The organism is Brevundimonas sp. LM2 (assembly GCF_002002865.1).
Lineage (GTDB): Bacteria > Pseudomonadota > Alphaproteobacteria > Caulobacterales > Caulobacteraceae > Brevundimonas.
In genome coordinates, this window is sequence record NZ_CP019508.1 from 2,335,477 (window position 1) to 2,360,798 (window position 25,322).

25 protein-coding genes are annotated in these 25,322 nt (G+C 69.1%); 12 read left to right on the forward strand and 13 right to left on the reverse strand.

Going from position 1 to position 25,322, the window contains the following annotated elements:
• Positions 1-148 precede the first annotated feature (148 nt).
• Positions 149-1,141 carry an RcnB family protein gene (locus BZG35_RS18230; RefSeq protein ID WP_253189152.1) on the forward strand — a complete coding sequence of 331 codons (993 nt, stop codon included), beginning with the start codon at positions 149-151 and terminating at the stop codon, positions 1,139-1,141.
• Between the two features lie 42 nt (positions 1,142-1,183).
• On the opposite strand, the gene BZG35_RS11560 is transcribed toward BZG35_RS18230, so the two are convergent.
• The 4 genes from BZG35_RS11560 to BZG35_RS11575 form a co-directional block, all read right to left on the reverse strand.
• The gene (locus tag BZG35_RS11560) at positions 1,184-1,459 is read right to left on the reverse strand and encodes a hypothetical protein (RefSeq protein WP_077355786.1); all 276 of its coding nucleotides are present in this window, start codon (positions 1,457-1,459) and stop codon (positions 1,184-1,186) included.
• Positions 1,450-1,701 (reverse strand): hypothetical protein, encoded by a 252-nt coding sequence (locus BZG35_RS17970; protein WP_253189153.1) that lies wholly within the window; start codon positions 1,699-1,701, stop codon positions 1,450-1,452. The genes BZG35_RS11560 and BZG35_RS17970 overlap by 10 nt, the downstream gene beginning before the upstream one ends.
• 62 nt (positions 1,702-1,763) lie before the next feature.
• On the reverse strand, positions 1,764-2,225 hold the full coding sequence (locus BZG35_RS11570) for a DNA polymerase III subunit chi (protein ID WP_077355787.1): 462 nt from the start codon (positions 2,223-2,225) through the stop codon (positions 1,764-1,766).
• A gap of 3 nt (positions 2,226-2,228) precedes the next feature.
• On the reverse strand, positions 2,229-3,701 hold the full coding sequence (locus BZG35_RS11575) for a leucyl aminopeptidase (protein ID WP_077355788.1): 1,473 nt from the start codon (positions 3,699-3,701) through the stop codon (positions 2,229-2,231).
• Positions 3,702-3,797: 96 nt separating this feature from the next.
• Here BZG35_RS11575 and BZG35_RS11580 point away from each other — a divergent pair, with 96 nt between their 5' ends.
• The 7 genes from BZG35_RS11580 (at position 3,798) to BZG35_RS11610 (ending at position 13,026) form a co-directional block, all read left to right on the forward strand.
• Positions 3,798-4,976 (forward strand): LptF/LptG family permease, encoded by a 1,179-nt coding sequence (locus tag BZG35_RS11580; protein ID WP_253189154.1) that lies wholly within the window; start codon positions 3,798-3,800, stop codon positions 4,974-4,976.
• Complete coding sequence (gene lptG, locus BZG35_RS11585) at positions 4,973-6,118, forward strand: LPS export ABC transporter permease LptG (RefSeq protein WP_077355789.1); 1,146 nt, start codon at positions 4,973-4,975, stop codon at positions 6,116-6,118. The genes BZG35_RS11580 and lptG overlap by 4 nt, the downstream gene beginning before the upstream one ends.
• A gap of 45 nt (positions 6,119-6,163) precedes the next feature.
• On the forward strand, positions 6,164-8,653 hold the full coding sequence (locus BZG35_RS11590) for an LPS-assembly protein LptD (RefSeq protein ID WP_077355790.1): 2,490 nt from the start codon (positions 6,164-6,166) through the stop codon (positions 8,651-8,653).
• 83 nt (positions 8,654-8,736) lie between these two features.
• Positions 8,737-10,080, forward strand: a complete 1,344-nt coding sequence (locus BZG35_RS11595; protein ID WP_253189155.1) for a peptidylprolyl isomerase — start codon at positions 8,737-8,739, stop codon at positions 10,078-10,080.
• 4 nt (positions 10,081-10,084) lie between these two features.
• Positions 10,085-11,080 (forward strand): 4-hydroxythreonine-4-phosphate dehydrogenase PdxA, encoded by a 996-nt coding sequence (gene pdxA / locus BZG35_RS11600; protein WP_077355791.1) that lies wholly within the window; start codon positions 10,085-10,087, stop codon positions 11,078-11,080.
• A 9-nt stretch (positions 11,081-11,089) separates the two neighbouring features.
• Positions 11,090-11,899, forward strand: a complete 810-nt coding sequence (rsmA, locus tag BZG35_RS11605; RefSeq protein WP_077355792.1) for a 16S rRNA (adenine(1518)-N(6)/adenine(1519)-N(6))-dimethyltransferase RsmA — start codon at positions 11,090-11,092, stop codon at positions 11,897-11,899.
• The gene (locus tag BZG35_RS11610; RefSeq protein ID WP_077355793.1) at positions 11,896-13,026 is read left to right on the forward strand and encodes a pyridoxal phosphate-dependent aminotransferase; all 1,131 of its coding nucleotides are present in this window, start codon (positions 11,896-11,898) and stop codon (positions 13,024-13,026) included. Before rsmA ends, BZG35_RS11610 begins: the two co-directional genes overlap by 4 nt.
• 3 nt (positions 13,027-13,029) lie before the next feature.
• On the opposite strand, the gene BZG35_RS11615 is transcribed toward BZG35_RS11610, so the two are convergent.
• The 9 genes from BZG35_RS11615 to fabD all read right to left on the reverse strand — a co-directional run bounded on the left by BZG35_RS11615 (position 13,030) and on the right by fabD (position 21,136).
• The gene (locus tag BZG35_RS11615; protein ID WP_077355794.1) at positions 13,030-14,706 is read right to left on the reverse strand and encodes a formate--tetrahydrofolate ligase; all 1,677 of its coding nucleotides are present in this window, start codon (positions 14,704-14,706) and stop codon (positions 13,030-13,032) included.
• Between the two features lie 3 nt (positions 14,707-14,709).
• Positions 14,710-15,351: a guanylate kinase gene (gmk, locus tag BZG35_RS11620; protein WP_077355795.1), complete on the reverse strand. Its 642-nt coding sequence runs from the start codon at positions 15,349-15,351 to the stop codon at positions 14,710-14,712.
• On the reverse strand, positions 15,341-16,240 hold the full coding sequence (locus BZG35_RS11625; RefSeq protein WP_077355796.1) for a YicC/YloC family endoribonuclease: 900 nt from the start codon (positions 16,238-16,240) through the stop codon (positions 15,341-15,343). Before BZG35_RS11625 ends, gmk begins: the two co-directional genes overlap by 11 nt.
• Entirely contained in the window at positions 16,237-17,433 is a 1,197-nt protein-coding gene (gene mltG / locus BZG35_RS11630; RefSeq protein WP_077355797.1) for an endolytic transglycosylase MltG, read from the reverse strand. The genes BZG35_RS11625 and mltG overlap by 4 nt, the downstream gene beginning before the upstream one ends.
• Before the next feature lies 1 nt (position 17,434).
• On the reverse strand, positions 17,435-18,715 hold the full coding sequence (gene fabF / locus BZG35_RS11635) for a beta-ketoacyl-ACP synthase II (protein WP_077355798.1): 1,281 nt from the start codon (positions 18,713-18,715) through the stop codon (positions 17,435-17,437).
• Positions 18,716-18,820: 105 nt separating this feature from the next.
• On the reverse strand, positions 18,821-19,060 hold the full coding sequence (locus BZG35_RS11640) for an acyl carrier protein (RefSeq protein WP_013270001.1): 240 nt from the start codon (positions 19,058-19,060) through the stop codon (positions 18,821-18,823).
• Between the two features lie 160 nt (positions 19,061-19,220).
• A complete protein-coding gene (locus BZG35_RS11645; RefSeq protein WP_216351848.1) occupies positions 19,221-19,418 on the reverse strand; it encodes a hypothetical protein in 198 nt (65 codons plus the stop codon).
• A 16-nt stretch (positions 19,419-19,434) separates the two neighbouring features.
• The gene (gene fabG, locus BZG35_RS11650) at positions 19,435-20,175 is read right to left on the reverse strand and encodes a 3-oxoacyl-[acyl-carrier-protein] reductase (protein ID WP_077355799.1); all 741 of its coding nucleotides are present in this window, start codon (positions 20,173-20,175) and stop codon (positions 19,435-19,437) included.
• 10 nt (positions 20,176-20,185) lie between these two features.
• On the reverse strand, positions 20,186-21,136 hold the full coding sequence (gene fabD / locus BZG35_RS11655) for an ACP S-malonyltransferase (RefSeq protein ID WP_077355800.1): 951 nt from the start codon (positions 21,134-21,136) through the stop codon (positions 20,186-20,188).
• Positions 21,137-21,381: 245 nt separating this feature from the next.
• On the opposite strand from fabD, the gene rpsF reads away from it, so the two are divergent.
• The 4 genes from rpsF (at position 21,382) to BZG35_RS11675 (ending at position 25,244) form a co-directional block, all read left to right on the forward strand.
• A complete protein-coding gene (rpsF, locus tag BZG35_RS11660) occupies positions 21,382-21,765 on the forward strand; it encodes a 30S ribosomal protein S6 (RefSeq protein WP_077355801.1) in 384 nt (127 codons plus the stop codon).
• Positions 21,766-21,780: 15 nt separating this feature from the next.
• On the forward strand, positions 21,781-22,065 hold the full coding sequence (gene rpsR, locus BZG35_RS11665; RefSeq protein WP_077355802.1) for a 30S ribosomal protein S18: 285 nt from the start codon (positions 21,781-21,783) through the stop codon (positions 22,063-22,065).
• A 1-nt stretch (position 22,066) separates the two neighbouring features.
• Complete coding sequence (rplI, locus tag BZG35_RS11670; protein WP_077355803.1) at positions 22,067-22,651, forward strand: 50S ribosomal protein L9; 585 nt, start codon at positions 22,067-22,069, stop codon at positions 22,649-22,651.
• A 181-nt stretch (positions 22,652-22,832) separates the two neighbouring features.
• The gene (locus BZG35_RS11675) at positions 22,833-25,244 is read left to right on the forward strand and encodes a TonB-dependent siderophore receptor (RefSeq protein WP_077358090.1); all 2,412 of its coding nucleotides are present in this window, start codon (positions 22,833-22,835) and stop codon (positions 25,242-25,244) included.
• The last annotated feature ends 78 nt before the right edge of the window (positions 25,245-25,322 follow it).

Genomic DNA, 25,322 nt, shown 5'->3' on the forward strand with positions numbered 1-25,322 from the left:
TCCTGTCGCCGCCGCAGGCGACGTGTCTGATCTCCATCTGGGCGGTGGGGCCGCCGCCCGCAAGCGAACCCGCCGTTCAGACGGCGTTCATGGCGCAAGCGCCAGCGTCGGATCGAGCCGCCGACCTCGGCGTGCGGGAAACCCTGAGATGAAACCGACCCTTACGACCCTCGTCGCGCTCGCAGCGCTCGCCCTGCCGGCGAGCCTGCCCAGCCTGGCGCACGCCCAGGAGGCACAGACAGACCGCGCCGAACGCCGCGCCGCCAACCAGGAGCGGCGCGCCGCCGTGCGCGCCGAGGGCGGCGAACGACGTGCGGGCGCGGAGCGTGGCGGCGGTGGGGATCGGGTCCGGGGCGAGGCCAGACCCGACGGCGAACGCTTCGGGAACCGGGAACGCGTCGGCCGCGACGGTGGCGAGGGCCGGGTCGGTCGGGACCGCCCGGGTTCGGCGACCCCACCGATCGCCTCGACCCCGGCGCAGACGACGCCTCAGGCCGACGGGGGCCGTGATCGGGGAGGCCAGACGCGCCCGCCGCGCGGGACCGAAGACCGCGGCGGCCAGGACCGCAGCGACCGCAATCGGGGTGGTCGGGACAGGGACCGGGGCGACGGTGGTCGCTGGACCAGCGGCGGAAATGCCCAGGACTGGAACCGCGGGCGGGATCGCGACCGCAACGACGGCCGGTGGAACAACGGCAACGACGGTCAGGACTGGAACCGCGACCGCAACGGCGGCGGCCGCCACTGGAACAACGATCGCAACGGCCGCCGCGACTACGGCGGTTTCAACGATCGCTGGAACCAGAACGACTGGCGTCGCAGCTTCAACCGCAGCCGGTCATACGACTGGTGGCGCAATGACCGGGGCTTCCGCGGCTACAGCGGGGTGCGGTTCGGTTTCTATTTCGCGCCGAACTACGGCTACTACTCGGTGCCGCGCAGCTATTTCGGCCAGCGCTACAGCGTCGGCTCCTACCTGCCGCAGGTGTTCTGGCGCTACCAGCTCGACGACTACCGCACCTACGGCCTGGGCTACCCGCCGCCGGGCACCCAATGGGTCTCCGTCGATACGACGATCTATCTGATCGACAGCGCCGACGGCTACATCGTCGATGCGATCTACGACGCCTGGCGCTGGTAGGTCACGGTTTCCCCGCGCCGCTTACACGGCGCGGGGGCCGGCTCAACCGCAGTCGACGGACTGGATGAGGCCGGTCGCCTCGTCGAAGCGGATGTTCAGGCGGTCGGGGCGATAGTCGCGCGTGGTCGCGCAGGTGGTGCAGACGATCCGGACATTGGCGCCGGCCGGAAAGCTGACCGCGCCGACGTGACTGCCGATCAGCGACTGCGACGCCTGAGCATCGCACTGTTTCGGCGCATCGGGCATCGGAGCGGACGGAGTCGCCGCGCAGCCGGCCAGCAGACCGCCGGCCAGGGTCAGGCCCAGGATCAACCGCATCGGACCTGCTCCACGATATCCGTCTGTTCATTGTAGAAGATGTTCAGCCGGTGAGCCGAGAAGTCCTGTGTCACCGGGCAGGTGGTGCAGACCACGCGGCGGCTGACGACCTCGACCGGCACGGGAATCTCGGTGCGCGAGCGGCCGACCAGGTACTGGAAGTCCGCGGCCTTGCAGAGGTCCTCGGTGCCGTCCGGCATCTTGCTTCCCACGGGCTGATTGGCCTCGGCCTGTTCGATCACCGCCGGCGCATCGACCGCGGCGGGCGGCGTCGAGGAACAGGCGGCCAGGAACAGGGCGGCGATCAGGCCGCCTTTTCCCAGCGCCCCTCGTCCGACTGTTTCCAGTAGGCGAGATTGGCCCCCTGCCCCTTCAGCGCCTTCCAGCGCTCGCGCGCCCCGTGCAGCGCCGTCTCGTCGCGCCCGTCGAATAGAATGAAGCATCGCTCGAACTCCTCGGTGACGGCCATGTCTGACCCGTCGATGATGAACAGCGCCTGAGACCCGTTGAGGTTCTCGTCGCCGGCCGTCAGCAGGATCGGCTGGCGCTCGGCGTGCGGTTGGTCGGCCAGACCATGGGCCAGGAAGCTGTCCGGCCGCCAGGTCCACAGCGACTCGTCGAGGTCGGCGCGCCGATCCGCGTCGGCGACCCGGACCCGGGCGCGCCAGCCCCGTTGCAGGGTGCGGTCCAGCAACTCGGGCAGGACCTGGTCCAGCGTGGATCGCTCCAGGTGATAGAACCAGATCTCGCCCGAGGTCTCAGCCACGCATCAGCTCTCGTAGGTGTCGGCCACCATGCGGTCGAGCAGACGGACGCCCCAGCCCACGGGGCCGTCCGGCACGGTCGCGCGGGTCGACTTGCTGACCCAGGCCACCGGAGCGATGTCGATGTGGGCCCAAGGCACGCCGTTGGTGAAGCGCTGCAGGAACAGGCCCGCCGTGATCGAGCCGGCGTCGCGGCCGGCCGAGTTCTTCACGTCGGCGTTCACGCTGTCCATGATCTTGTCGTACTGGGGCGGCAGCGGCATGCGCCAGACGTTCTCATTGACCTTGGGACCAGCCGCCAGGATGGCCTCGGCGACGTCGTCGGCGTTCGAGAACACCCCGGCATAGTCCAGGCCCAGGGCCACGATCATGGCCCCGGTCAGAGTCGCCAGATCGATCATGAATTTCGGCTTGAACCGGTCCTGCGTGTACCAAAGGGCGTCGGCGAGGACCAGGCGACCCTCGGCGTCCGTATTGATGATCTCGACCGTCTGACCGGACATGGAGGTGACGATGTCACCCGGGCGCTGGGCGTTGCCGTCGGGCATGTTCTCGACCAGGCCGAGCACGCCGACCGCGTTGACCTTGGCCTTGCGCCCCGCGAGCGCGTGCATCAGGCCGGCGACGGCCGCGGCCCCGCCCATGTCCCAGATCATGTCTTCCATGCCGGCGGCCGGCTTGATCGAGATGCCGCCGGTGTCGAAACAGACGCCCTTGCCGACGAAGGCGATGGGTTGGTCGCCGGGCGCGCCGCCGTTCCACTGGATCACCGCCAACTGGCTTTCGCGCACCGATCCCTGACCGACGCCCAGCAGGACATGCATGCCCAGGGCCTCCATCTCCTTTTCGCCCAGGATCTCGACGGTCAGGCCGAGGCTTTCCAGCGCCTTGACCCGACGCGCGAACTCGGCCGGATACAGGACGTTGGCAGGCTCTGCGACCAGATCACGCGAGAAGTAGATGGCGTCGGCGACGGCGTTGAGCGGTTCCAAAGCGGCCTGGGCCGCCACGACATCCGGCGTCACGATGTTGACCGTCGTGATCGACGGGATCTTGTCGGGCTTTTCCGTGGTCCGGTATTTGTCGAACCGATAGGCGGCCAGTTTCACGGCGAAGGCGGCGCGCGCGGCCTGTTCGGCCGACAGATGGCCCAGATCGATCGTCAGCGTCTCCGCCCCCGACAGCTTGACCGCGTGATAGGCCGTGCCGGCCGCCGTCTCCAGCGCCAGGTCGTCGAACTTCGCCGTCTCGCCCGCGCCGACCAGAACCACCGTATCGGCCTGGAGGCCCTGCGGGGCCGCGACGACCAGACTGCTGCTGGCCGCGCCGGTGAACCGGCTGTTGGTCATGGCCCGGGTCAGGCTGCCCGAGGTGGCGGCGTCGTGGTCGCTGCCCGATCCGGCGAGGGCCCGGCCGTCATGAACGAGCACAGCGAGGGCTTTGGACACGCCGGGTTCGGCGACGAAGACGATATTCATGAACTCGAGACTCCAGCCGGGTTTCGCGCCCGGTCCTTGATACGGTGACGGTGGCCGCGTCTGCCATTGTCGGCGACGCGCCCGGATGTGTATTAGATGCGCCGCAACGTCCGCGCCCGCAACCGGGTGATTTTCATCGCCCGCATGACCCTGATTCAGAAATACCTGTTCCGCCAGATCAGCCTGCCCGTCGCGGCTGCCTGCGCGTCGCTGGGCGGGATCGGGATTCTGAGCCAAACCCTGGATCAACTGGAAATCATCGTCGAGCGGGGCCAGAGCGTCTGGGTTCTCATGAAGCTCAGCCTGCTGGCCCTGCCCCAGCTGTTCAGCGTGATCCTGCCGATCGGCCTGTTCGTCGGGGCCCTGATCGCCCTGACGCGGCTGCAGCGCGAACAGGAGCTGACCGCCGCCTATGCCAGCGGCATGACCCGCTGGCAGATGATCGCACCGGGTGCCTCCCTCGCGGTCGGGGTGGCTGCGATCATGCTGCTGACCAATGTCCTCGTGCAGCCCTGGGCCCAGCGGGCCACGAGGGACCAGACGTTCGCCATCCGCACCGACCTGGCCGCCCTGCTGGTCGAGGAAGGGCGTTTCGTCCAGGGGCCGAACGGACTGACGGTCTATGTCCAGCAGATCGAGCAAAACGGCCTGCTGAAGAACCTTTTCATCTATATCGAGAAGGGCGACGAGGTGACCACCTGGGACGCCTCCGAAGCGCGGTTCGGCCGGGTCGACGGCCAGCCGGTCCTGACCATGGAACAGGGGTCCTGGCAGCAGTACAGCTCTGCAGGCGTGCTGCAGCAGCTGGTGTTCGACGGTTACGTCTTTCCGCTGGGCCCCTATGTCAGCGACGATCAGCAGGTCCGCTACAAGGCCGGCGACCTGTGGATGACCCAGCTGTTCAACCCCACGCCCGCGCAGCTCCGCGATTCGGGATCGCGCGGCGAACTGCTCGCGGAGGCCCACTCGCGTCTGTCCTCGCCCCTCTATGCCCTGACGGCGATGGCCATGGCGCTGACGGCGATCCTGGGCGGGGCCTTCAGCCGGACGGGATACGGCGCGCGCATCGCCAAGGCCGCGGCGGCGTTCCTGGTCATCCGGGTCGTGGGCTATGCGGTCGTGGCGGCCAGCGCCTGGAACGGCTGGCTCAACCTGTTTCAGTATCTTCTGCCCCTCGTCGCCACGGCCGTGGCCCTGCGTCTGCTGTTCCGCGCCCTGAAGCCGCGAAAGGCCTCGCGTCGGGGCCTGAGTCGGTTGAAGGTCCGGGCGGCATGAGCGCCCTCGGCGATCTCGCGGCGGCGCCGCGTCATCTGCTCAGCGCGATGCGGCTGGGGCGGATCGAGCGCTATATCCTGGCGCAGCTGGCGCGGTCGCTGGCCGTGGCCCTGGGGGTGATCGGCGCGCTCGTCATGCTGATCGACTTCGTGGAGATTTCCCGCGGCCTCGGGTCCGACACCGACCTGTCGGCCGTGCGTATCCTCGGCCTGATGGTGATGAAATCGCCGGCGGTGATCGTCCAGCTGCTGCCGTTCGTCTTCCTGTTTGGAACCCTGGCGGCCTTCGTCGGGCTGAACCGGCGCAGCGAGCTGATCGCCATGCGGGCCGCGGGGGTCTCGGCCTGGCGGTTCGTGCTCCCGGCCGCGGGGGCCGCCCTGATCGCGGGCGTACTGACCGTGACGATCCTCGGCCCCCTGGCCGCGTCCGGTGACGGCCTGTTCCAGCGCGAGCGGACCCGCATTTCCGGATCGGTCGGCGGCGGCGAGCAGGAGGCCATCTGGCTGCGCGAGGGCGAGGGCCAGCGGCAGATGGTGATCCGGGCGGGCCGGCAGGACCGCGCCAGCGCGCGCCTGCTGGACGTGACCTTCTTCATCTACGCCACCGACCCCCAGGGCCGACGCGCCTTCACGGAACGAATCGACGCCCAGTCCGCCAGTCTGGCGGCCGGACGGTGGCGGCTGATCGATGCAGTGGGGGCCCAGACCGGCCAGCGCGCCACCCGCTATTCCACCCTGGACTTGCCCTCCAGCCTGGCCGACGACGAGGCCTTCGAACGCTTCGCCCGGCCGCAGTCGACGCCCTTCTGGTCCCTGCCCGGCCAGATCCAGCGAATCGAGGACGCCGGTTTCTCGTCCACGGCCTATCGGCTCAGGCTGCAGCAGCTGCTCTCGACGCCGCTGTCGTTCGCCGCCATGACCATCCTGGCCGCCGCCTTCTCCCTGCGGCTGATGCGGCTGGGCGATCTGGCGCGGATGGCGGTCGCCGCCGTGGTCCTGGGCTTCGCCTTCTTCTTCCTCAATCAATTCTCCGCTGCCATGGGATCGGCCGAGGTGGTTCCGCCCTTCCTGGCTGCCTGGCTGCCGGCCGTGCTGACGGCGCTCGCGGCTCTCACCTTGCTGTTCTATACCGAAGACGGCTAAGCGGGCTCCGAGACGGGGGCCTTCATAAGGATACGGTTCTGACCGATGCAGGCTGATCGCGGCCCCCATTTCCGGCACGGTCTGCGGACACGATTGCTGGCCGGTTCGGTTCTGGCCGCCTGGGCGCTGGCCGGCGGGGCCCTGGCCCAGACCCCGCTCCAGACCCGGGCGAGCCCCGCGCCCGTCGTGAACGACGGCCTGCCGGCCGGTGCCGTCTATATCGAAGCCGAACAGGCCACCCGGCAGGGCGACGTCATCACGGCCAGCGGCGAGCGCGACCGCGTCTATGCCCGGTTCCGGGGCCACGCCCTGCGCGGTCGCGCCGTCACCTACGATGTCGCCCAGGGCCTCGCCACGGCGGACGGGGACGTGGAATTGGTCGATCCGGACGGCAACGTCGTCCACGCCAGCCGCCTGGAACTCGGGTCCGATCTGGAAGCGGGCGTCGTCGTCGACCTGGCGACACGCCTCGCGGGCGGGGCCAGCCTGATGGCGGCCACGGCGGTCCGGCGGTCCGCCAATGTCAACGAGCTGAACTACGCCCTCTTCACGCCCTGTCCGATCTGCGACACCGACGGCAATCCCAAACAGCCGAGCCTTTCGATCCAGGCGGAAAAGGTCGTTCAGGACGAGGAATTGCGGGCCATCCTGTACCGCAACGCGGTGTTCAAGGTCGGCGGCGTGCCGGTCTTCTGGCTGCCGGTTTTCGCCCATCCGGATCCGACCGTGGACCGGGCCTCCGGCTTCCTGGTGCCCACCGTCGACTATGACGAGGGACGCGGCGTCTCGATCGAGGCACCCTATCTGCACGTCGTCTCGCCGTCCGAGGACTGGCTGATCAGCCCGCAGGTCAACAGCGGCGTCGCCCCCTTCCTGAACCTGCAGTGGCGCCGGCGGTTCTCGAACGGCACCATCGTCGCCCGCACCGGCTACACCTACGCCCAGAACTTCGGCGACTTCGATCTCGACGGCGACGGCCGCGCCGAGAGCAATGTCGATTTCGATGACGAGACCAGCCGCAGCTACCTGCTGGCCTGGGGCCGGTTCGATCCCTCCGGCCCCTGGCGCTGGGGCTTCACGGCGGAGCGCACCTCCGACAAGACCCTGTTCGACCGCTACAGCATCAGCGACCCCTACCAGGACAGCGGCCTCTACTACGGCGACGAGCGTCGTCTGATCTCGCAGCTGTATGCCGAGCGTCAGACCGAACGGTCCTACCTGTCGGTGGCGGCCTTCACGATCCAGAGCCTGCGGGTGTCGCGGTTCAACGACATCACCCCCGCGCTGAACGAGTTCGAGAACGACGGGACCCTGCCCCTGGTCGCGCCCCTGATCGACGCCCGCTGGGAGCCCGAGCGCCCCATCCTTGGCGGTCGCCTGCGCGTGCGGGGGTCGGCGGTCTCGCTCTATCGCGACGAATATCTCGGCAGTCCGGTCCTGAGGCCCGAGTTGATCCCGACCGGCTCCACCGTGGGCTTGCCGGGCGTCGATACGCGCCGGGTCACGACACAGATCGACTGGCGCCGATCCCTGATCTCGGCCGCCGGCATCCGCTACGAGCCCTTCGTCGACGGCCGGGTCGACGTCTATTCGATCGCCGACCTGCCCCCCGCCCTGGGCCTCGACGACGAGACCATCACCCGCGGTCGCGCGACGGTCGGCCTGGACGTCAGCTATCCCCTGATCCGCCGCCTGGGCGACGGCGCGGACCTGATCGTGGAGCCGCTCGGCCAGATCTCCCTGTCCAACGACCCCGACGTCGATCCCAGGATTCCCGTGGAGGATTCGGAGACGCTGGAACTGGACGAGTCCTCGCTGTTCCGCACCGATCGGTTCCCCGGCTATGACCTGCTGGAGGGGGGGCTTCGCCTTACCGCCGGGGTGCGCACCACCCTCCGATGGGACACCAACCGCAGCGCCAGCCTGTTCGTCGGCCGCAGTCTGCGCGACGACGACCAACCCGCCTTCGACGTGCCGATCCCCGACGTGCCCAGCCGGCTCTATGATCCCACGGGGCTCGGACAGAAGGTCTCGGACTGGGTCGTCCAGGGCAGTTTCCAGCCCTCCGATCGCGTCCGGGGCTGGGGTCACGCCACCATCGACGGGTCCGGTGAGGTCCGCCGCGCGGAGCTCGCGGTCGACGGACGCTGGAGTCGCCGCAACCTGGCGACCGTCAGCTACATCATCGATCGCACCAACCCCGTTCAGCTGGACGGTCGCACGGATCCGAACAACCTCTCGGGCCCACCGCTGGCTTCGGGCAATCGCAACTATGAGTTCGTTCAGCTGGCGGTTCAACAGTTCGTCTACGGCAACTGGGGCGTCGCCGTCGCCGGGATCGCCGATCTGGAACGCGATCTGATCACCCGTTCCGAAGTGGGCCTTCTGTTCGACGACGACTGTTTCCGCGTCGAGCTCGGCTATCGGCGGGACAACACGCGCGTCAGCACCACCGGGCCGTCCGACGGGGTCTATGTTCGTCTAAACCTCGCCACTTTTGGAGGGTCAGGCTATGGATCAAACGGCTTGCGTTAGGCATGACGCGTGACGGCGCGTGCCAGACCCGTTTTCGGATGGGACGCGCGGCCTTGAGGACTTCAGGACTGATCATGGGTTTGATGCGTATTACGACGGCTGTCTCGATGGCGGCCCTGGTCGCCGGGTCCGCCATGGCCCAGACGGCGCCCCAGACCGTCGCACCGGCCCCGGCCGCTGCGGGGACACTCAACCCGGCGGCGGAGCAGCAGCCGGCGACGGCGCGCCTGGCCGGCCAGCCGGAGTTCAAGATGGCCGACGGCATCGTCGCCACCGTCAACGATCAGATCGTCACCGGCTTTGATCTGCGGCAGCGCATGCTGACCACCATCGCCATGAGCCAGGTCGAGCCGACCGAGGAAAACATTCCCGCCATCCAGCAGCAGGCGTTGCAGGCCCTGATCGAGGAACGGCTCCAGTCGGCCGAGATCGCCAAATACGAGACCCTGAAGATCAGCGACGCGGACGTGGACGAGGAGATCGCCCGCATGGCGCAGGAGGCTGGCACGACGCCCGAGGCCTATGTCCAGTTCCTGGCCGGCGGCGGCATCCGGCCTGAAACCCTGCGCGAGCAGCTGCGTACCGAGATCGGCTGGCGCGAACTGGTCGGCGGCCGGTTCAACAGCCGCTCGCGGGTCAGCCGGGCCCAGGTTCAACAGGCGGTCCGCCAGGTGACCGAGGCGGCCTCCAAGCCCCAGTACCTGATCGGCGAGATCTATATTGAGGCCGCCCGCGTGGGCGGTCAGCAGCAGGCCCTGGCCGGAGCCGAGCAGCTGGTCCAGCAGATGGTCCAGGGCGCGCCGTTCCAGGCCGTGGCGCGCCAGTTCAGCGCCGCCCCGACCGCCGCACGGGGTGGGGACGCCGGCTGGGTCGTCCAGGGCACGGTCCAGCCCGAGCTGCAGACCGCGCTGGAGGCGCTCGAGGTCGGCCAGCTGTCGCGGCCGATCCCCGTCTCGGGCGGGGTCTATATCGTTTACATGCGCGACAAGCGCAGCGGCGCCGCGATCAACCTGGTCAACCTCAAACAGGCCATGGTCGAACTGCCGGAAACGGCTTCGCCCGCCGAGGTCTCCGCCGCCACCACGCGGCTGCAGTCGCTGCGGGGCGAGCTGACCTGCGACAACATCCTGCAGCGCACCAGCTCCGAAGCCGGGCTGCTGGGTTCGGACCTGGGCGAGGCCGACGTCGCCAACCTGGCGCCGCAGTTCCAGCAGGTGGCCCGCTCGGCCGAGATCGGCAGCGTCAGCGACGTGGTGCGGACCCCGTTGGGCGTCCATCTGCTGGCCGTCTGCGGTCGTCGCGCCGGAGGGGCCGACGTGCCGACGGCGCGCGAGGTCGAGGGTCGCCTGCAGAACCAGAACCTGGCCATGCTGGCTCGGCGTTACCTGCGGGATCTCCGCGCCGACGCTCTGATCGAGCTGAAATAGTCGGATGGCCCCCGCGCCTCTGGTCCTGAGCCTGGGCGAGCCCGCCGGCATCGGTCCGGAGATCGTCGCCAAGGCCTGGCGTGCGCTTTCGGGCGAGGCGCCGTTCGCGGTCATCGGCGACCTTGGGCTGCTGTCGGCCCAGGGCGTTCCCGTCGTCGAGATCGGCGCGCCGGGCGATGCGACGGCGGCGTTCGGGCGGGCCCTGCCCGTGCTGCACCACCCCGCCCCGGCTCCCGTCGAGCCCGGTCACCCGGACCCCCGGAACGCGGCGGTCGTCGCCGACTGGATCGAGCGCGCCGTCGCCCTGGCCCTGTCGGGCGAAGCCTCCGGCGTGGTCACCGCCCCGATCGCCAAGGCCCCGCTGTACGCCGCCGGATTCCGATTTCCGGGCCATACCGAGTTCATCGCCGAACTGACCGCCGACGCGCCGTTCGCCGGCACGCGCGGTCCGGTGATGATGCTGACGGCGCGCGACCTGCGCGCCTGTCTGGTCACCATCCACGTCGCCCTGGATCAGGTGCCGCAACTGCTCACCGTCGAGCGGGTCTGCCGCACCGCGCGGGTGGTGCACGAGGCGATGAAGCGCGACTTCGGCATCGCGGAGCCGCGTCTGGCCCTGGCCGCCCTGAACCCTCATGCCGGCGAAGGCGGTGCCCTGGGCCTGCAGGAGATCGAGGTGCTGCGCCCGGCCGCGGCCTCGCTGCGGGCTGAGGGCCTCCGGATCACCGATCCCATTCCGGCCGATTCAATGTTCCACGACGAGGCGCGCACGACCTATGACGCCGCCATCTGCCTGTATCACGACCAGGCCCTGATCCCGGTCAAGACTCTGGACTTCTGGGCTGGGGTCAACGCCACCCTGGGCTTGCCGATCGTGCGGACTTCGCCGGACCACGGCACGGGGTTCGACATCGCGGGCAAGGGCATCGCCCGGGCCGACAGTCTGATCGCCGCCATCCGACTGGCCTCCACCATGGCGGCGGCGCGCGCGGCGGGCTAAGCGGGGCGGGTGACCGACCTCCCCCCCCTCCGCGACTCGCTGGAAGCCCACGGCCTGCTGGCCAAGAAGAGCTTCGGCCAGCATTTCCTGCTGGACCTCAACATCACCCGCAAGATCGTCCGCCTGGCCGGACCGTTCGAGGGCCGGGCGGTGATCGAGGTCGGGCCGGGCCCCGGCGGCCTGACTCGCGCCCTGCTGGAAAGCGATGCCGGCCCCGTGGTGCTGGTCGAGAAGGATCCGCGCTTCCTGCCCCTGCTGGCCGAGCTGGACACCGGCGACGGCCGACTGACCGTGATCGAGGCCGACGCCCTGAAGGTCGCCGAGGGCGATCTGGTCACCGGCCCGGCCCATGTCGTCTCCAACCTGCCCTACAATGTCGGCACGCCGCTGCTGATCAAATGGCTGACCGGGCCGTGGATGCCCCAAGCCCTGACCCTGATGTTCCAGAAGGAGGTGGCCGAGCGGATCGTGGCCGCGCCGGGTGACGACGCCTATGGCCGTCTGGCCGTGATCGCCCAGGCGGTGGCCGAGGCGCGCATCGTCATGCACCTGCCCGCCGCCGCCTTCACGCCGCCGCCCAAGGTGGCCTCGGCCGTGGTCCACCTGATCCCCCGCGCCGACCGGCCCGACCGCGAGATGCTGAAGCGTCTGGAGCGGGTCACCGCCGCCGCCTTCGGCCAGCGCCGCAAGATGCTGCGCTCCAGCCTGAAACAGCTGGGCGGCGGCACCCTTTGCGAGGCGGCGGGCATCGACCCCGACGCGCGGGCGGAAACCATCGACATCGTGGGCTTCCTGCGTCTGGCCGGAGCGGTCCAGTGACCATCGACCCGTTCCGCGCCATCGCCATCAGCCGCCTGGCCCACGCCCTGAAGGCGGAGGGCCGCAGCGTGATCCATATGGAATTCGGCCAGCCCTCCACCGGGGCCCCGCCCGCCGCGATCGCGGAGGCGCACCGGGTGCTGGACCAAGACGCCATGGGCTATTGGGAAAGCGCGCCGCTGAAGGCGCGGATCGTCCAGCTGTATCAGGACCGATACGGGGTCGCGATCACGCCCGACCGGTTGCTGCTGACCAGCGGAGCCTCGCCTGCCCTGGTACTGGCCCTGTCGTCCACCTTTGCTCCAGGGGACCGGATCGCCATGGCCCGCCCCGGCTATGTCGCCTATCGCAATACGGTGCGCGCGCTGAACCTGGAGGCGGTCGAGATCGCCTGCGGTCCGGCCGAGCACTATCAGCTGACCGCCGCCGCCCTGGACGCCCTGGATCCCCCGCCCGCCGGGGTCATCATCGCCAGCCCGGCCAACCCGACCGGGTCGGTGATCGCCGTCTCCGAACTCTCAGAAATCGCCGCCGTCTGCCGCCGCAAGCGTATTCGAATGCTCTCCGACGAAATCTACCACGGCCTGTCCTATGTCGGGGCCCAGCCGTCGATGCTCCAGTTCGAGCCGGACGCCATGGTGATCAACAGCTTCAGCAAATACTGGAGCATGGCCGGGTGGCGACTGGGCTGGCTGCTGGTGCCGGCCGACCATGCCGAGCGGGCCCGCGCCTTCATCGGCAATCTGTTCCTGACCCCGCCGTCGCTCAGCCAGCACGCCGGTCTGGTGGCGATGGATCAGCATGAGGTGCTGGAGGGTCATATCGACACCTATCGCGCCAACCGGTCTCGGATGCTGGAGGCCCTCCCCGCCCTGGGCCTGCGGTCGATCGCGCCGCCGGATGGGGCCTTCTACATCTGGGCCGACATCGGCCATCTGACCCAGGACAGCGTCGCCTTCTGCGAGCGGCTGCTGCAGGACACGGGCGTGGCCACGGCCCCGGGCGTGGATTTCGATCCGATCGACGGCCACCGCTTCATGCGCTTCAGCTTCGCCGTCTCGACGCCGGAGATCGAGGAGGCCCTGGCCCGGATGATCCCCTGGTTCGCGGCTCGCGCCGCCGACTGAGGCTCAGTCCAGACCGGTGATCCGGCCATTCGGGCCCAGGCCGATCCGCTCGGCCGACGGCACGCGCGGCAGGCCCGGCATGGTGTTGACCGCCCCGCACAGGGCGACGACGAAGCCCGCCCCGGCCGACAGCCGCACCGAATCGACCGGCAGGACGAAGCCCTGCGGCGCGCCGGACAGCCGCTCGTCGGCGGTGAAGGAATAGGGCGTCTTGGCCATGCAGACCGGCAGATGGCCGCGGCCCTCGGCCTCGAACCGGGCGAGATCCTTGCGCGCCGCCGCCGAGAACGACACGTCCGAGGCCCGGTACAGGGTCTGGGCCACGGTGCGGATCTTCTGCTCCAGCGGCAGGTCGGCGGCATAGGTCAGTTTGAGCGCGCGACCCGGATCGGCATTGGCCTCGGCCAGGGCCGCGACCGCATGCGCCAGCCCCTCCGCGCCTGCGCCGCCCTCGGCCCAGTGGGTGCAGACATGGGCCTCCACACCGTGCGCCGCGCACAGGTCGACGACCGCTACCTGTTCCTCGGCCGTGTCGCCGTGGAAGGCGTTGATGGCCACGACCACCGGCAGGCCGAAGCCGTGCAGGTTCTGGATATGGCGCTTCAGATTGACGAACCCGGCCCGGACGGCCGCCACGTCCTCGGCGCCCAGCGCGTCCTTGTGCACCCCGCCCTGCAGCTTCAGCGCCCGCACCGTCGCCACGATCACGGCCGCCGAGGGGGCCAGTCCGCTGGACCGGCATTTGATGTTGAGGAATTTCTCCGCCCCGAGATCGGCCCCGAACCCGGCCTCCGTCACCGCGAACTCCCCCAGGGCCAGGGCCGCGCGGGTGGCGGTCACCGAGTTGCAGCCGTGGGCGATATTGGCGAACGGGCCGCCGTGGACCAGAGTCGGCGTGCCTTCCAGCGTCTGCACCAGATTGGGCAGGACGGCCTCGCTGAGCAGGGCCGCCATGGCCCCGGCCGCGCCGATGTCTCCCGCCGTCACCGCCCCGCCCTCGCGGGTGCGCCCGACCACGATCCGGGACAGGCGCACGGCCAGATCCTCGGGCCCCTCGGCCAGGCACAGCACCGCCATGACCTCGCTGGCCACGGTGATGTCGAACCCGGTCTCGCGCACCGCGCCGTTGATGCCGCCCAGGCCCACGGCGACCTGGCGCAGGGCCCGGTCGTTCATGTCCACGACCCGCCGCCAGGTCACCCGTCGCGCGTCCAGACCGCGATCGTTGCCCCAGTAGATGGCGTTGTCGACCATGGCGGCCAGCAGGTTGTGCGCCGCGCCGATGGCGTGGAAGTCGCCGGTGAAATGCAGGTTGATCCGGTCCATCGGCGCGACCTGAGCATAGCCCCCGCCCGTCGCCCCGCCCTTGCGACCGAACACCGGTCCCAGCGAGGGTTCGCGCAGGGCGATCACCGCCTTGCGCCCGATCCGGTTCAGGGCGTCGCCCAGGCCGATGGTCGTGGTGGTCTTGCCCTCGCCCGCCGCCGTCGGATTGATCGCCGTGACCAGGATCAGCCGCCCGGCCGGACGATCCGCCAACCGGCCCAGACCCTCGCGCGACAGCTTGGCGATGTGCCGGCCATAGGGCTCCAGGTCGTCAGGCCCGATGCCGACCCTGGCGGCGATCTGCTGGATCGGCTCCAGCGTCGCGGCCTGCGAGATCTCGATGTCGCTCGGCATGGCTCAGACGGCCTCCGACAGCAGACCCGTCCGATAGGCGTCGACCCAGGTGTTGCGGAACCGGCGGCTGCGCTCGGCGTGGTAGATGTGGGCCAGCTCGGAATAGGACCGGTCGAAATCGTCGTTGACGAAGACATAGTCGAACTCGCCGCAGTGCTCGATCTCGCCCTTGGCGTTCCGGATGCGCCGCTCGATCACGTCGTCGGCGTCCTGCGACCGGGTCACCAGACGGCGGCGCAGTTCCTCCAGGCTGGGCGGCAGGATGAAGACCCGGACGGCGTCGCCCGGGCATTTCTCAGCGATCTGACGCGCGCCCTGCCAGTCGATGTCGAACAGCACGTCGCGTCCCTCGGACAGGGCCTTGTCGACCGGCGCGCGGGGACTGCCATAGCGGTTGCCGTGGACGTCGGCCCATTCCAGGAAGGCGTCGGCGTCTATGCCCTGCTGGAATTCCTCCGGCGAGACGAAATGGTAGTCCCGGTCCGCCACCTCGCCCGGCCGGATCCCCCGCGTCGTCATGGAGACCGAAAGCTCCAGCCCGGCATGGTCGGCCATCAGCCGCCGGCAGAGGCTGGTCTTGCCGGCCCCGGACGGGCTGGCCACGATCAGCAGGACGCCCCGACGCGGGGTGCGGTCATTCGACATTCTGTACCTGTTCTCGAAGCTGTTCGATCACCGCCTTCAGGTCGAGACCCGTGGTGGTGAGGGCGGTCGTCGCGGATTTTGAGCAGAGGGTGTTCGCCTCGCGCATGAACTCCTGCATCAGGAAGTCCAGCTTGCGACCGGCGGGGGGCTGGTCCAGCAGGGTGCGGGCGGAGGCGACGTGGGCCGTCAGCCGATCCAGCTCCTCCCGCACATCGGCCTTGGTCGCCAGGGCGGCGGCCTCCAGCACGATACGGTCGGCCAGGCCCGGCGCGCCAGTCTCGGTAAGGGTGGGGGCCAGCTCGGCCATGCGGCGGGCGAAACGGTCGCGCACGGCCTCGGTCTGGGCAACGGCCTCGGTTTCGGCCGATGCGATCAGCGTCTCGATGCGGTGGACGAAGTCGGCGATGACCGGCCGCAGCTGCGCCCCTTCCCGCTCACGGGACAGTTTGAGCGCGTCGAGCGCCTGCTCGATGGTGCCCGCCATGGCGACCTCGACGGCGGCCCGGGCCTCGGCGTCATCGACCGCCTCATCGCTCTCGATCACCCCCTTCAGGCCCAGCAGGCCATCGGCGGACGGCGGAGTTGCCCCCTCTTCCGCCAGCTGATTGGCCAGCGCCAGATAGCGGGCCAGCACAGCCTCATTGACCTTCAGGGTGGCGACGTCGCCCTCGGCGCGGCGGGCGTTGACCCCCAGCGTGACCTGACCCCGGCTCAGGCGCGCCTGGGTCGCGGCCTTGGCCAGCCGCTCGAGATTGTCGAACCCGTTCGGTCCGCGAAAACGGACTTCCAGATTGCGTCCGTTGACCGATCGCGCCTCGACCGACCAGGTCCAGCCGTCCAGCGCGCCGTCGGCCCGGCCGAAGCCGGTCATCCCCGACAGCCCGCTCATGTGGCATCGGCCGGGGCCGCGGCGGCGGTGGGGGCCGACGGCGGCGAAGCCGTCGGACGCGAGGGGGTCAGGGTGCCCGGGGCCTGCATGGTGATGACGGCCTCGCCGGTGACCGGCGGCGGCGTGACCGGTGCCGTGCCGGGCGGGAGGGTCTCGGCCGGGGGCGGCCCGGGCTGGCCGGCCTCGATCGCACGCCAGCGCGCCACATTGGCCAGATGCTGGTCATAGGTTTCGGCGAAGACGTGGCCGCCTGTGCCGTCGGCGACGAAGAACAGGTCCTGCGACCGCGGCGGGTTCAGCACGGCGGCCAGGGCCTGCCGGCCCGGATTGGCGATCGGCGTCGGCGGCAGGCCGTCGATCAGATAGGTGTTGTAGCCGGTGTCGCGTTCCAGCTCGGACCGGCGGATGCCCCGCCCCAGGGGCCGGCCCTTGGTGATGCCGTAGATGATGGTCGGGTCGCTCTCCAGCCGCATCCCGACGCGGATCCGGTTCGAGAAGACGGCGGCGACGCGCGGCCGTTCGGCTCCGATGCCGGTCTCCTTCTCGACGATGGACGCCAGGATCAGGGCCTCCTCCGGCGTCCGCACCACCGTCGTCGGGCCGCGCTGGGCCCAGAGTTTAGCCAGGTTCTCGGACGCGGCCCGCTGCATCCGCGCGATCACCGCCGCCCGCGTCTCGCCCCGCGCGACCTCATAGGTCTCGGGCCACAAGGTCCCTTCGTCGGGGACCTCCGCGATCGTGCCGGTCAGGACCGGCTCGGCGTTCAGGATGTCCACGGCCTGGGCCGAGGACCAGCCCTCGGGAATGGTGACGAAATGCCGGACCACGCGGCCGTCGGTCAGCAGTGCCAGAACGGTCTTCAGCGAGGCCCGGGTCGGGACCTGGTATTCGCCCGCGCGCAGCCGCCGGTCCGCGCCGGTCAGGGTCGCCGCCGCCCTGAACATATCGACCGATCGGATCACGCCGGCGCTCTTCAGGGTCGCCGCGATGGCCGAGACTCCCGAGCCCGACGGCAGGGTGACGACGGTCGAGTCTCCGCTTCGCGCCGACGGTCCCGGCGCGTAATACACGCTCCAGGCCCAGGCCAGGCCGGCGATCAGAAACAGGCTGACGGTGGCCGAGGCGGCCAGCGCCGCCGTGACCAACCCCGACTTCCTGGTGCCTGGTACCCGTGCCCCCCGGCGGAACTGCATCTCAGGCGACCTTGCGGAAGATCACGGAGGCGTTGGTGCCGCCGAAGCCAAAGCTGTTGGACATGACCACGTCGATCTCCATCGGTTTGCCCTTGTGTGGCACGAGGTCGATGGCGGTTTCGTGTTCCGGGTCGTCGAGGTTGATGGTCGGCGGGGCGATCTGGTCGCGGATGGCCAGGATGCTGAACACGGCCTCGATGGCCCCGGCCGCTCCCAGCAGGTGGCCCGTCATCGATTTGGTCGAGGACATGGCCAGGTTCTTGGCGTGGTCGCCCACCAGCCGCTCGACGGCCCGCAGCTCGATCCAGTCGGCCATCGTGGAGGTGCCGTGGGCGTTGACGTAGTCGATGTCGGTGACGGCGATCCCCGCCCGCTTCACCGCCGCCTTCATGGCGCGATAGGCCCCGTCGCCGTCCTCGGACGGGGCGGTGATGTGGAAGGCGTCGCCGCTCATGCCGTAGCCGATGACCTCGGCATAGATCCTGGCCCCGCGCGCCTTGGCGTGTTCGTACTCTTCCAGCACCAGGACGCCCGCGCCCTCGCCCATGATGAAGCCGGCATGGCCCCGGTCGTAGGGTCGCGAGGCCTTTTCGGGCGTTTCGTTGTAGGCGGTGCACAGCGCCTTGCAGGCCAGGAAGCCGGCGATGCCCAGGGGGACGATGGTGCTCTCGGCCCCGCCCGCCACCATCACGTCGGCGTCGTCGAAGGCGATCATCCGGGCCGCGTCGCCGATGGCGTGGACGCCCGAGGCGCAGGCCGTGACCACCGCGTGGTTCGGGCCCTTCAGCTGGTGCCGGATCGAGATCTGGCCGCTGGCCAGGTTGATCAGGGCGGAGGGAATGAAGAAGGGGCTGATCCGGCGAGGACCGGACTCATTCAGGATCGTGGAAGCCTCTGAGATCGGGCCCAGGCCGCCGATCCCGGCGCCCATGATGACGCCGGTGCGTTCCTTGTCCTCGTCGCTCTGGGGGTGCCAGTCGGCATCGTTCAGGGCCTCGTCCGCGGCGGCGATGCCGAACAGGATGAAGTCGTCGACGCGCTTGCGTTCCTTGGGCGACATGATCACGTCGGGATCGAAGCTGCCGGGCACATCGGGCCCGCCGCCGCCGCGACCGTCGACGCTCGGCACCTCGCCGGCGATGGTGCAGCCGAAGCCTTCGGTGTCGAAGGCGGTGATCGGACGGATGCCCGACCGGCCCTCGACGATGCCTTTCCAGCTGTGCTCGACGCCGGTGCCCAGAGGGGTGACGAGGCCGAGACCGGTGACGACGACACGGCGCATGCTTTCCCCCGCTCCAGCAGATTCCTGATTCAGAAACAGTAATGGCCGCCGGGCCTCTCCGCTAGGAGGGCCGGGCGGCCATGACTGCCGTTCGACGTAAGGCGGTTAGGCCGCGGTCTTCTCGTCGATGAACTTGACCGCGTCGCCGACGGTCTGGATGTGCTCGGCGGCGTCATCCGGGATCTCGATGTCGAACTCTTCCTCGAAGGCCATGACCAGTTCGACGTTGTCGAGCGAATCAGCGCCCAGGTCGTCGATGAAGCTGGCCTTTTCGGTGACCTTGTCCGGATCGGCGTCCAGGTGGTCGATGACGATCTTGCGGACGCGTTCCAGGGTATCGGACATGGGTGTCTCTGCCTTCTAGGGCCGCCCGGGGCGGCGTTGTAATCTTGGTCTGCCGTCTCACGACGGCCCCGATTGCGCAAGAGGCAACGCCTCGTTGTACCAACCGGTTGCCGTGCCTTTAGCACAGCCTCGGACGGAGGAAATAGGGCGTAACGGGACGTTATCGCCGGCGACGATTGACCCACCACAGCAGCGCGCCGCCGGCCACCGCCATCGGGGCCCCGTAGATCGCCCAGATGATCTGGCCGGTCATGAAGCTGCCCGGCAGGATGTTGAGCCCCTGCAGCACCCAGATGACGCCGATCAGCAGCAGCGGGCCCGACAGGACGGTGGCGAGGTAGCGGAGGGCGATCATCATGGCGTTCCCCGGGCGATCAGATCATCGCCATGCCGCCGTTCACATGAAGCGTCTGGCCCGTCACGTAAGCCGCTTCGTCGGACGAAAGATAGACGGCGGCGGCCGCGATCTCGTCGCCCGTGCCCAGCCGGCCGGCCGGAATGTTGCGCAGGATGCCCTCGCGCTGCTGCTCGTTCAGCACGTCGGTCATGGGCGAGGTAATGAAGCCCGGCGCGATGCAGTTGACCGTGATCCCGCGCGACCCGACCTCCTGGGCCAGGGACTTGGAGAAGCCGATCATCCCGGCCTTGGACGCCGCATAGTTGGTCTGGCCGCCGTTGCCGGTGACCCCGACCACCGAGGTGACGCCGATGATCCGGCCCGAGCGACGCTTCATCATCCCCTTCATCGCGGCGCGCGACAGGCGGAAATAGCTCTCCAGGTTGACGGTGAGGACGGATTGGAAATCCTCGTCCTTCATCCGCAGCAGCAGGCCGTCCTTGGTGATCCCGGCATTGGCCACCAGGATGTCCAGACCCGCCCCCGCGACCTCCTCCGCCACCCCGACCAGGGCATCGACCGAGGCCGGGTCCGACAGGTTGGCCGTGGCGAAATGGGCCCGGTCGCCTAGGTCCTTGGTCAGATCCGCCAGCACCGCCTCGCGCGTGCCGGACAGGACGACGGTGGCGCCTTGGGCATACAGGGCCCGGGCGATGGCCCCGCCGATGCCGCCCGTGGCTCCGGTGACGAGGGCGGTCTTTCCGGTCAGATCGAACATGAGTGTCTCCTTACTGGGCCAGCGACTTCGCGAAAGCCTCGATGTCCTCGGGCGTGTTCAGGGACAGGCTCTCGGCATCCGGCGCGATCCGTTTGGCCATGCCGGTCAGCACCTTGCCAGAGCCGATCTCGACGAAGCGGGTCACACCACCCTCTCCCGCCATCCACATCATGCTCTCGCGCCAGCGCACGCGGCCCGTCACCTGGTCGACCAGCAGGCGGCGGATCGTGTCGGCGTCGGTCTCAGGCCGGGCGGTGACATTGGCGACCACCGAGACCGACGGCGCGTTCAGCTTGGCCGCCGCCAGGGCCGCGGCCATCTCGTCGGCGGCCGGCTGCATCAGCGGGCAGTGGAAGGGCGCCGAGACGTTGAGCGGGATGGCCCGCGCGCCCAATTCCTTGGCCTTCTCGATGGCACGATCCACGGCGGCCTTGTCGCCCGAGATGACGACATTGCCGTTGTTGTTGTCGTTGGCCACGACGCAGACCCCGATTTCGGAGCCGGCGGCGGCGGCGGCTTCCGCCAGGGCCAGATCCGTCTTCGGCCCGATCAGCGAGGCCATCGCCCCGTGGCCCACCGGAACGGCACGCTGCATGGCCTGACCGCGCAGCTTCAGCAGCCGGGCCGTGTCCGCGATCGACAGCGCCCCGGCGGCGGCCAGGGCCGAATATTCGCCCAGCGAATGGCCAGCGACGAAACCGGCGCGATCCACCCCGACGCCGAACTCCTTCTCCAGCACCCGCATCACCGCCAGCGACACGGCCATCAGGGCGGGCTGGGCATTCTCGGTCAGGGTCAGTTGATCCTCGGGTCCGTCGCGCATCAGGCCGGACAGATCCTGCCCCAGCGCCTGGTCGATCTCGGCGAACACCTCGCGCGCCGACCCGAAGGCCTCGGCCAGCGCCGCCCCCATGCCGACCGCCTGACTACCCTGTCCGGGGAAGAGAAGCGCGAGTGTCATGGCCGGTCCGTGATGATTGTCAGAAGCGCGGAGGGGTAAGCCGGTTGGCCAGCGCGGGCAAGCATGGCCCTTTGCGGTTGCCTCCCACCCCCTTTTCCCCTATACGCCCCCGCTTTCCAGGGCTTCGGTCCTGTCGCGGAACACCAAAGGGTTCGGGAAGTCATCCCGGCCGCCGCTGCAGGATCCATCGTGGTGCGGACTTACCCGGTCCGTCTGCGCCGAGGCCCTCCAAGGGAGACTGCACTATGGCTCTTTACGAGCACACGGTCATGTCGCGCCAGGATATCAGCGCGCAACAGGCCGAAGCCCTCAACGACACCATCAAGGACCTGATCGTGGCCGGCGGCGGTTCCGTCGCCAAGATCGAGTACTGGGGCCTGCGCAACCTGACCTATCGGGTCAAGAAGAACCGCAAGGCGCACTATTCCCTGCTGGCCATCGACTGCCCGCCGCCCGCCATGGCCGAAGTCGAGCGTCAGCTCGGCATCAACGAGGACGTGCTGCGCTGGCTGACCGTTCGCGTCGAGGAGCTCGACCTGGAGCTGTCGCCGCTGCTGGCCCGTCGTGAGCGCGAGCGTGAACGCGATCGCGAACGGACCCCTCGCGACGACGCCGAAGTGGCCGCGTAAGGAGGATTTGAACCCATGACCGATACCACCTCCAACGCCGCCTCCACCCCCGGCATGCCCGTCGGCGCCGGCTCCGGCCGTCGTCCGTTCAATCGTCGTCGCAAGGTCTGCCCGTTCTCGGGCGAAGGCGCGCCGAAGATCGACTACAAGGACGTCAAGCTGCTGCAGCGCTACATTTCCGAACGCGGCAAGATCGTGCCCTCGCGCATCACCGCCGTGTCCCAGATCAAGCAACGCGAACTGGCCAAGGCCATCAAGCGCGCCCGCTATCTGGCCCTCCTGCCCTATGTGGTGAAATAAGATGAAGGTCGTTCTGCTCGAACGCGTCGAGAACCTCGGCGCCATCGGCGACGTCGTCACCGTCAAGGATGGCTTCGCGCGCAACTTCCTGCTGCCCCGTGAAAAGGCGCTGCGGGCCACGTCCAAGAACCTCGAGAAGTTCGAACTCGACCGCGTCGCCATCGAGGCGCGCAACGAGAAGAACAAGGGCGAGAGCCAGAAGATCGCCGACAAGATCGACGGTCAGTCCTACGTCATGATCCGCCAGGCGGGCGAAACCGGACAGCTGTACGGTTCGGTCTCCGGCCGTGACGTCGCCGAGGCCGTCCAGGCCGACGGCGGCAAGGTCGAGCGTTCGCAGGTCGTGCTGAACACCGCGATCAAGACCCTGGGTGTCCACGAAGTGCTGGTTCGCCTGCACGCCGAGGTCACCGCCACGGTCAAGATCAACATCGCGCGTTCGGCCGACGAAGCCGAGCGTCAGGCCAAGGGCGAGGACGTCATCAAGTCCGCCTACGACGAAGACCGCAATGCCGCCGCCGAACAGGCGCGCGACATGGTGGCCGGCGGCGCGGGCCAGCAGGACGGTCTCGGCTCCGAAGCCTGATCACCGACCTGAGACTGCCGAAGGGGCGCGTCCGCAGGGCGCGCCCTTTTTGCTGGCCGTAACCCATAGTTTTTCTAAAGGACGCACCGAGAAATCATCGCCGCGCGTGGCGTTGAAGCCGCTGCGGCGGGGCGCGATATGCCGGGCCCGCCCCATGGGGGGCAGACTTGAGGCCATCCTGATGATCCGACCCTCGACCGCGAACCGCGCCGCCCTGGCGGCCGCCGTCTCCGCGCTCGCACTGTCCACCGGTGCCGCTCACGCCCAGACCAGCCCCGCGACGGCCAATCAGGATGACCGGCTGGAGGAGATCGTCGTCACCGGCACGCGGGTGCAGCCCCGGTCGCGTCTCGACACCCTGGCCCCCGTCGACGTCGTCTCGGCCGAGACCCTGCGCAATCGGGGCACGACCGAATTCGCGGCCGCCCTGGCCCAGTCCATTCCGTCCCTGACCTTCCAGCGCCCCTCGGCGACCGACGGCACGGATGCGATCCGCCCGGCGACCCTGCGCGGCCTGTCCCCGGACCAGACCCTGGTGCTGGTCAACTCCACCCGCCGGCACGCTTCGGCCCTGGTCAACGTCAACGGCTCGGTCGGACGCGGGTCCGCCGCCGTCGATCTGAACACCATTCCGACCGCGGCCCTGTCCCAGGTCGAGGTGCTGCGCGACGGGGCCTCGGCTCAATACGGTTCGGACGCCATCGCCGGGGTGATCAATCTGCGGCTGCGCGAGGCCCGCGACGGGGGCGGGGCCAGCGTCACCTACGGCCAGTATTTCACCAGCGTCGACACGGCCCGCGGCAGCCGCGACGAAGAGGACGGTCAGACCGTCACCGGGTCCCTCTGGCAGGGCTTCGCCCTGGGCGACGAAGGGTTCCTGACGGTGTCGGGCGAATACCTGCAGCGCGACCCGACCAATCGTTCCGACCTCGATCCGCGGGTCACGCCCAATGCCGTGACCGCCCGCCTCGGCGACCCCGAGGTCGATCAGTGGACGGTCTTCGCCAATGCCGGCCTGCCGCTGTCGGCGGGCTGGGAGGCCTATGGCTGGGCCGGCTATCAGGACCGCGAGACGCAGGCCGCCGCCTTCCCGCGCCTGGCCAACAATGCGAACAACGTCCCGGCCATCTACCCGAACGGCTTCCTGCCGATCATCGGGGTGCACAGCACGGATCTGTCGGGCGGCACGGGCGTGCGCGGCGACATCGGCGGCTGGAACGCGGACTTCAACCTGGTCTATGGCCGCAACGCGATCGAGTTCACCACCGAGAACTCGCTGAACGCCACCTACGGCGCGGCGTCCCTGACCGATTTCGACTCCGGCGAGCTGATCTATGACCAGCTGGTCTTCGGCGCCGACTTCACCCGCCAGTTCGAGGTGGGCCTGTCGGGCCCGATCAATCTCGCCGCCGGGCTGGAGGCGCGCCGCGAAACCTATGAGATCACGCCGGGTCAGCCCGAAAGCTACAACCGCGGCCCGCTGGGATCGAACCCCGCCCTGGCCGGCGGGGCCCAGGGCTTCTTCGGCCTGCAGCCCTCGAATGCGGTGGACCAGGATCGCGAGGCCGTCGGCCTGTATGCGGACATCGAAATCCCCTTCACCGACAAGCTGACCGTCGAGGCCGCCCTGCGGGTAGAGGACTATTCCGACTTCGGCGACGCCCAGACCGGCAAGCTGTCGGCCCGGTATGATTTCACGCCCAGCGTCGCCCTGCGCGGCTCGCTTTCCACCGGCTTCCGTGCCCCCTCGCTTCAGCAGTCGTTCTTCACATCGACCTCGTCGGTGATCCAGAACGGTCAGGTGGTCGAGACCGGCACCTTCCCCGCCACCAGTCCCGTCGCCCAGGTCCTGGGCGCCCGCGCGCTGGAGCCCGAGACCTCGACCAACTATTCGATCGGCACGGTGCTCCGCTTCGGCGGGTTCGACCTGACCGTCGACGCCTATCAGATCGACATCCAGGATCAGATCGTCCTGTCCGAGCTGATCAACCGCAGCTTCAGCCCCCAGGTCGCCTCCCTGCTGGACCCCCAGGGCATCCAGGCCGCGCGCTTCTTCCTCAATGGGGTCGAGACGTCGACTCAGGGGATCGACGTCGTCGGCCGCTATCGCTGGGCGACCGAGACCGCAGGCGATTTCGACTTCACCGTCGCGGCGAACTTCAACGACGTCGAGGTCAAGGCGGTGCCGACCTCCTCGTCCGTGCTGAGCCCCGTGCCGACCCTGTTCGCCCGCACGCGGGTCGAGACGATCCAGCAGGGCACGCCCGACACCAAGGTCACAGCCTCGGCCGACTGGACCCGCGATCGACTGGGCGGCACAATCCGCGCCACCTACTATGGCGATGTGACCCAGCCCGGCTCGACCGCCGCCGCCGACTATTCGACCGGGACCAACACCCTGATCGACGTGGAGGGCCGGTACCAGTTCACGGACCAGGCCGCCCTGGCCATCGGCGTCGACAACGTGTTCGACGAATATCCGGACGCGACGCCCGCCGCCTTGAACAGCAACGGGGTTCTCGGCTTCCCCTACTATTCGCCCTACGGCTTCAACGGTCGCTATGGCTACGTCAGGCTGAGCTACGACTTCTAGTTCGGCGATGACCGAATAGACGCAGCGGCGCGGGGAGCGATCCCCGCGCCGTCTTCGCGTTTGCCGACCTTGAACCGG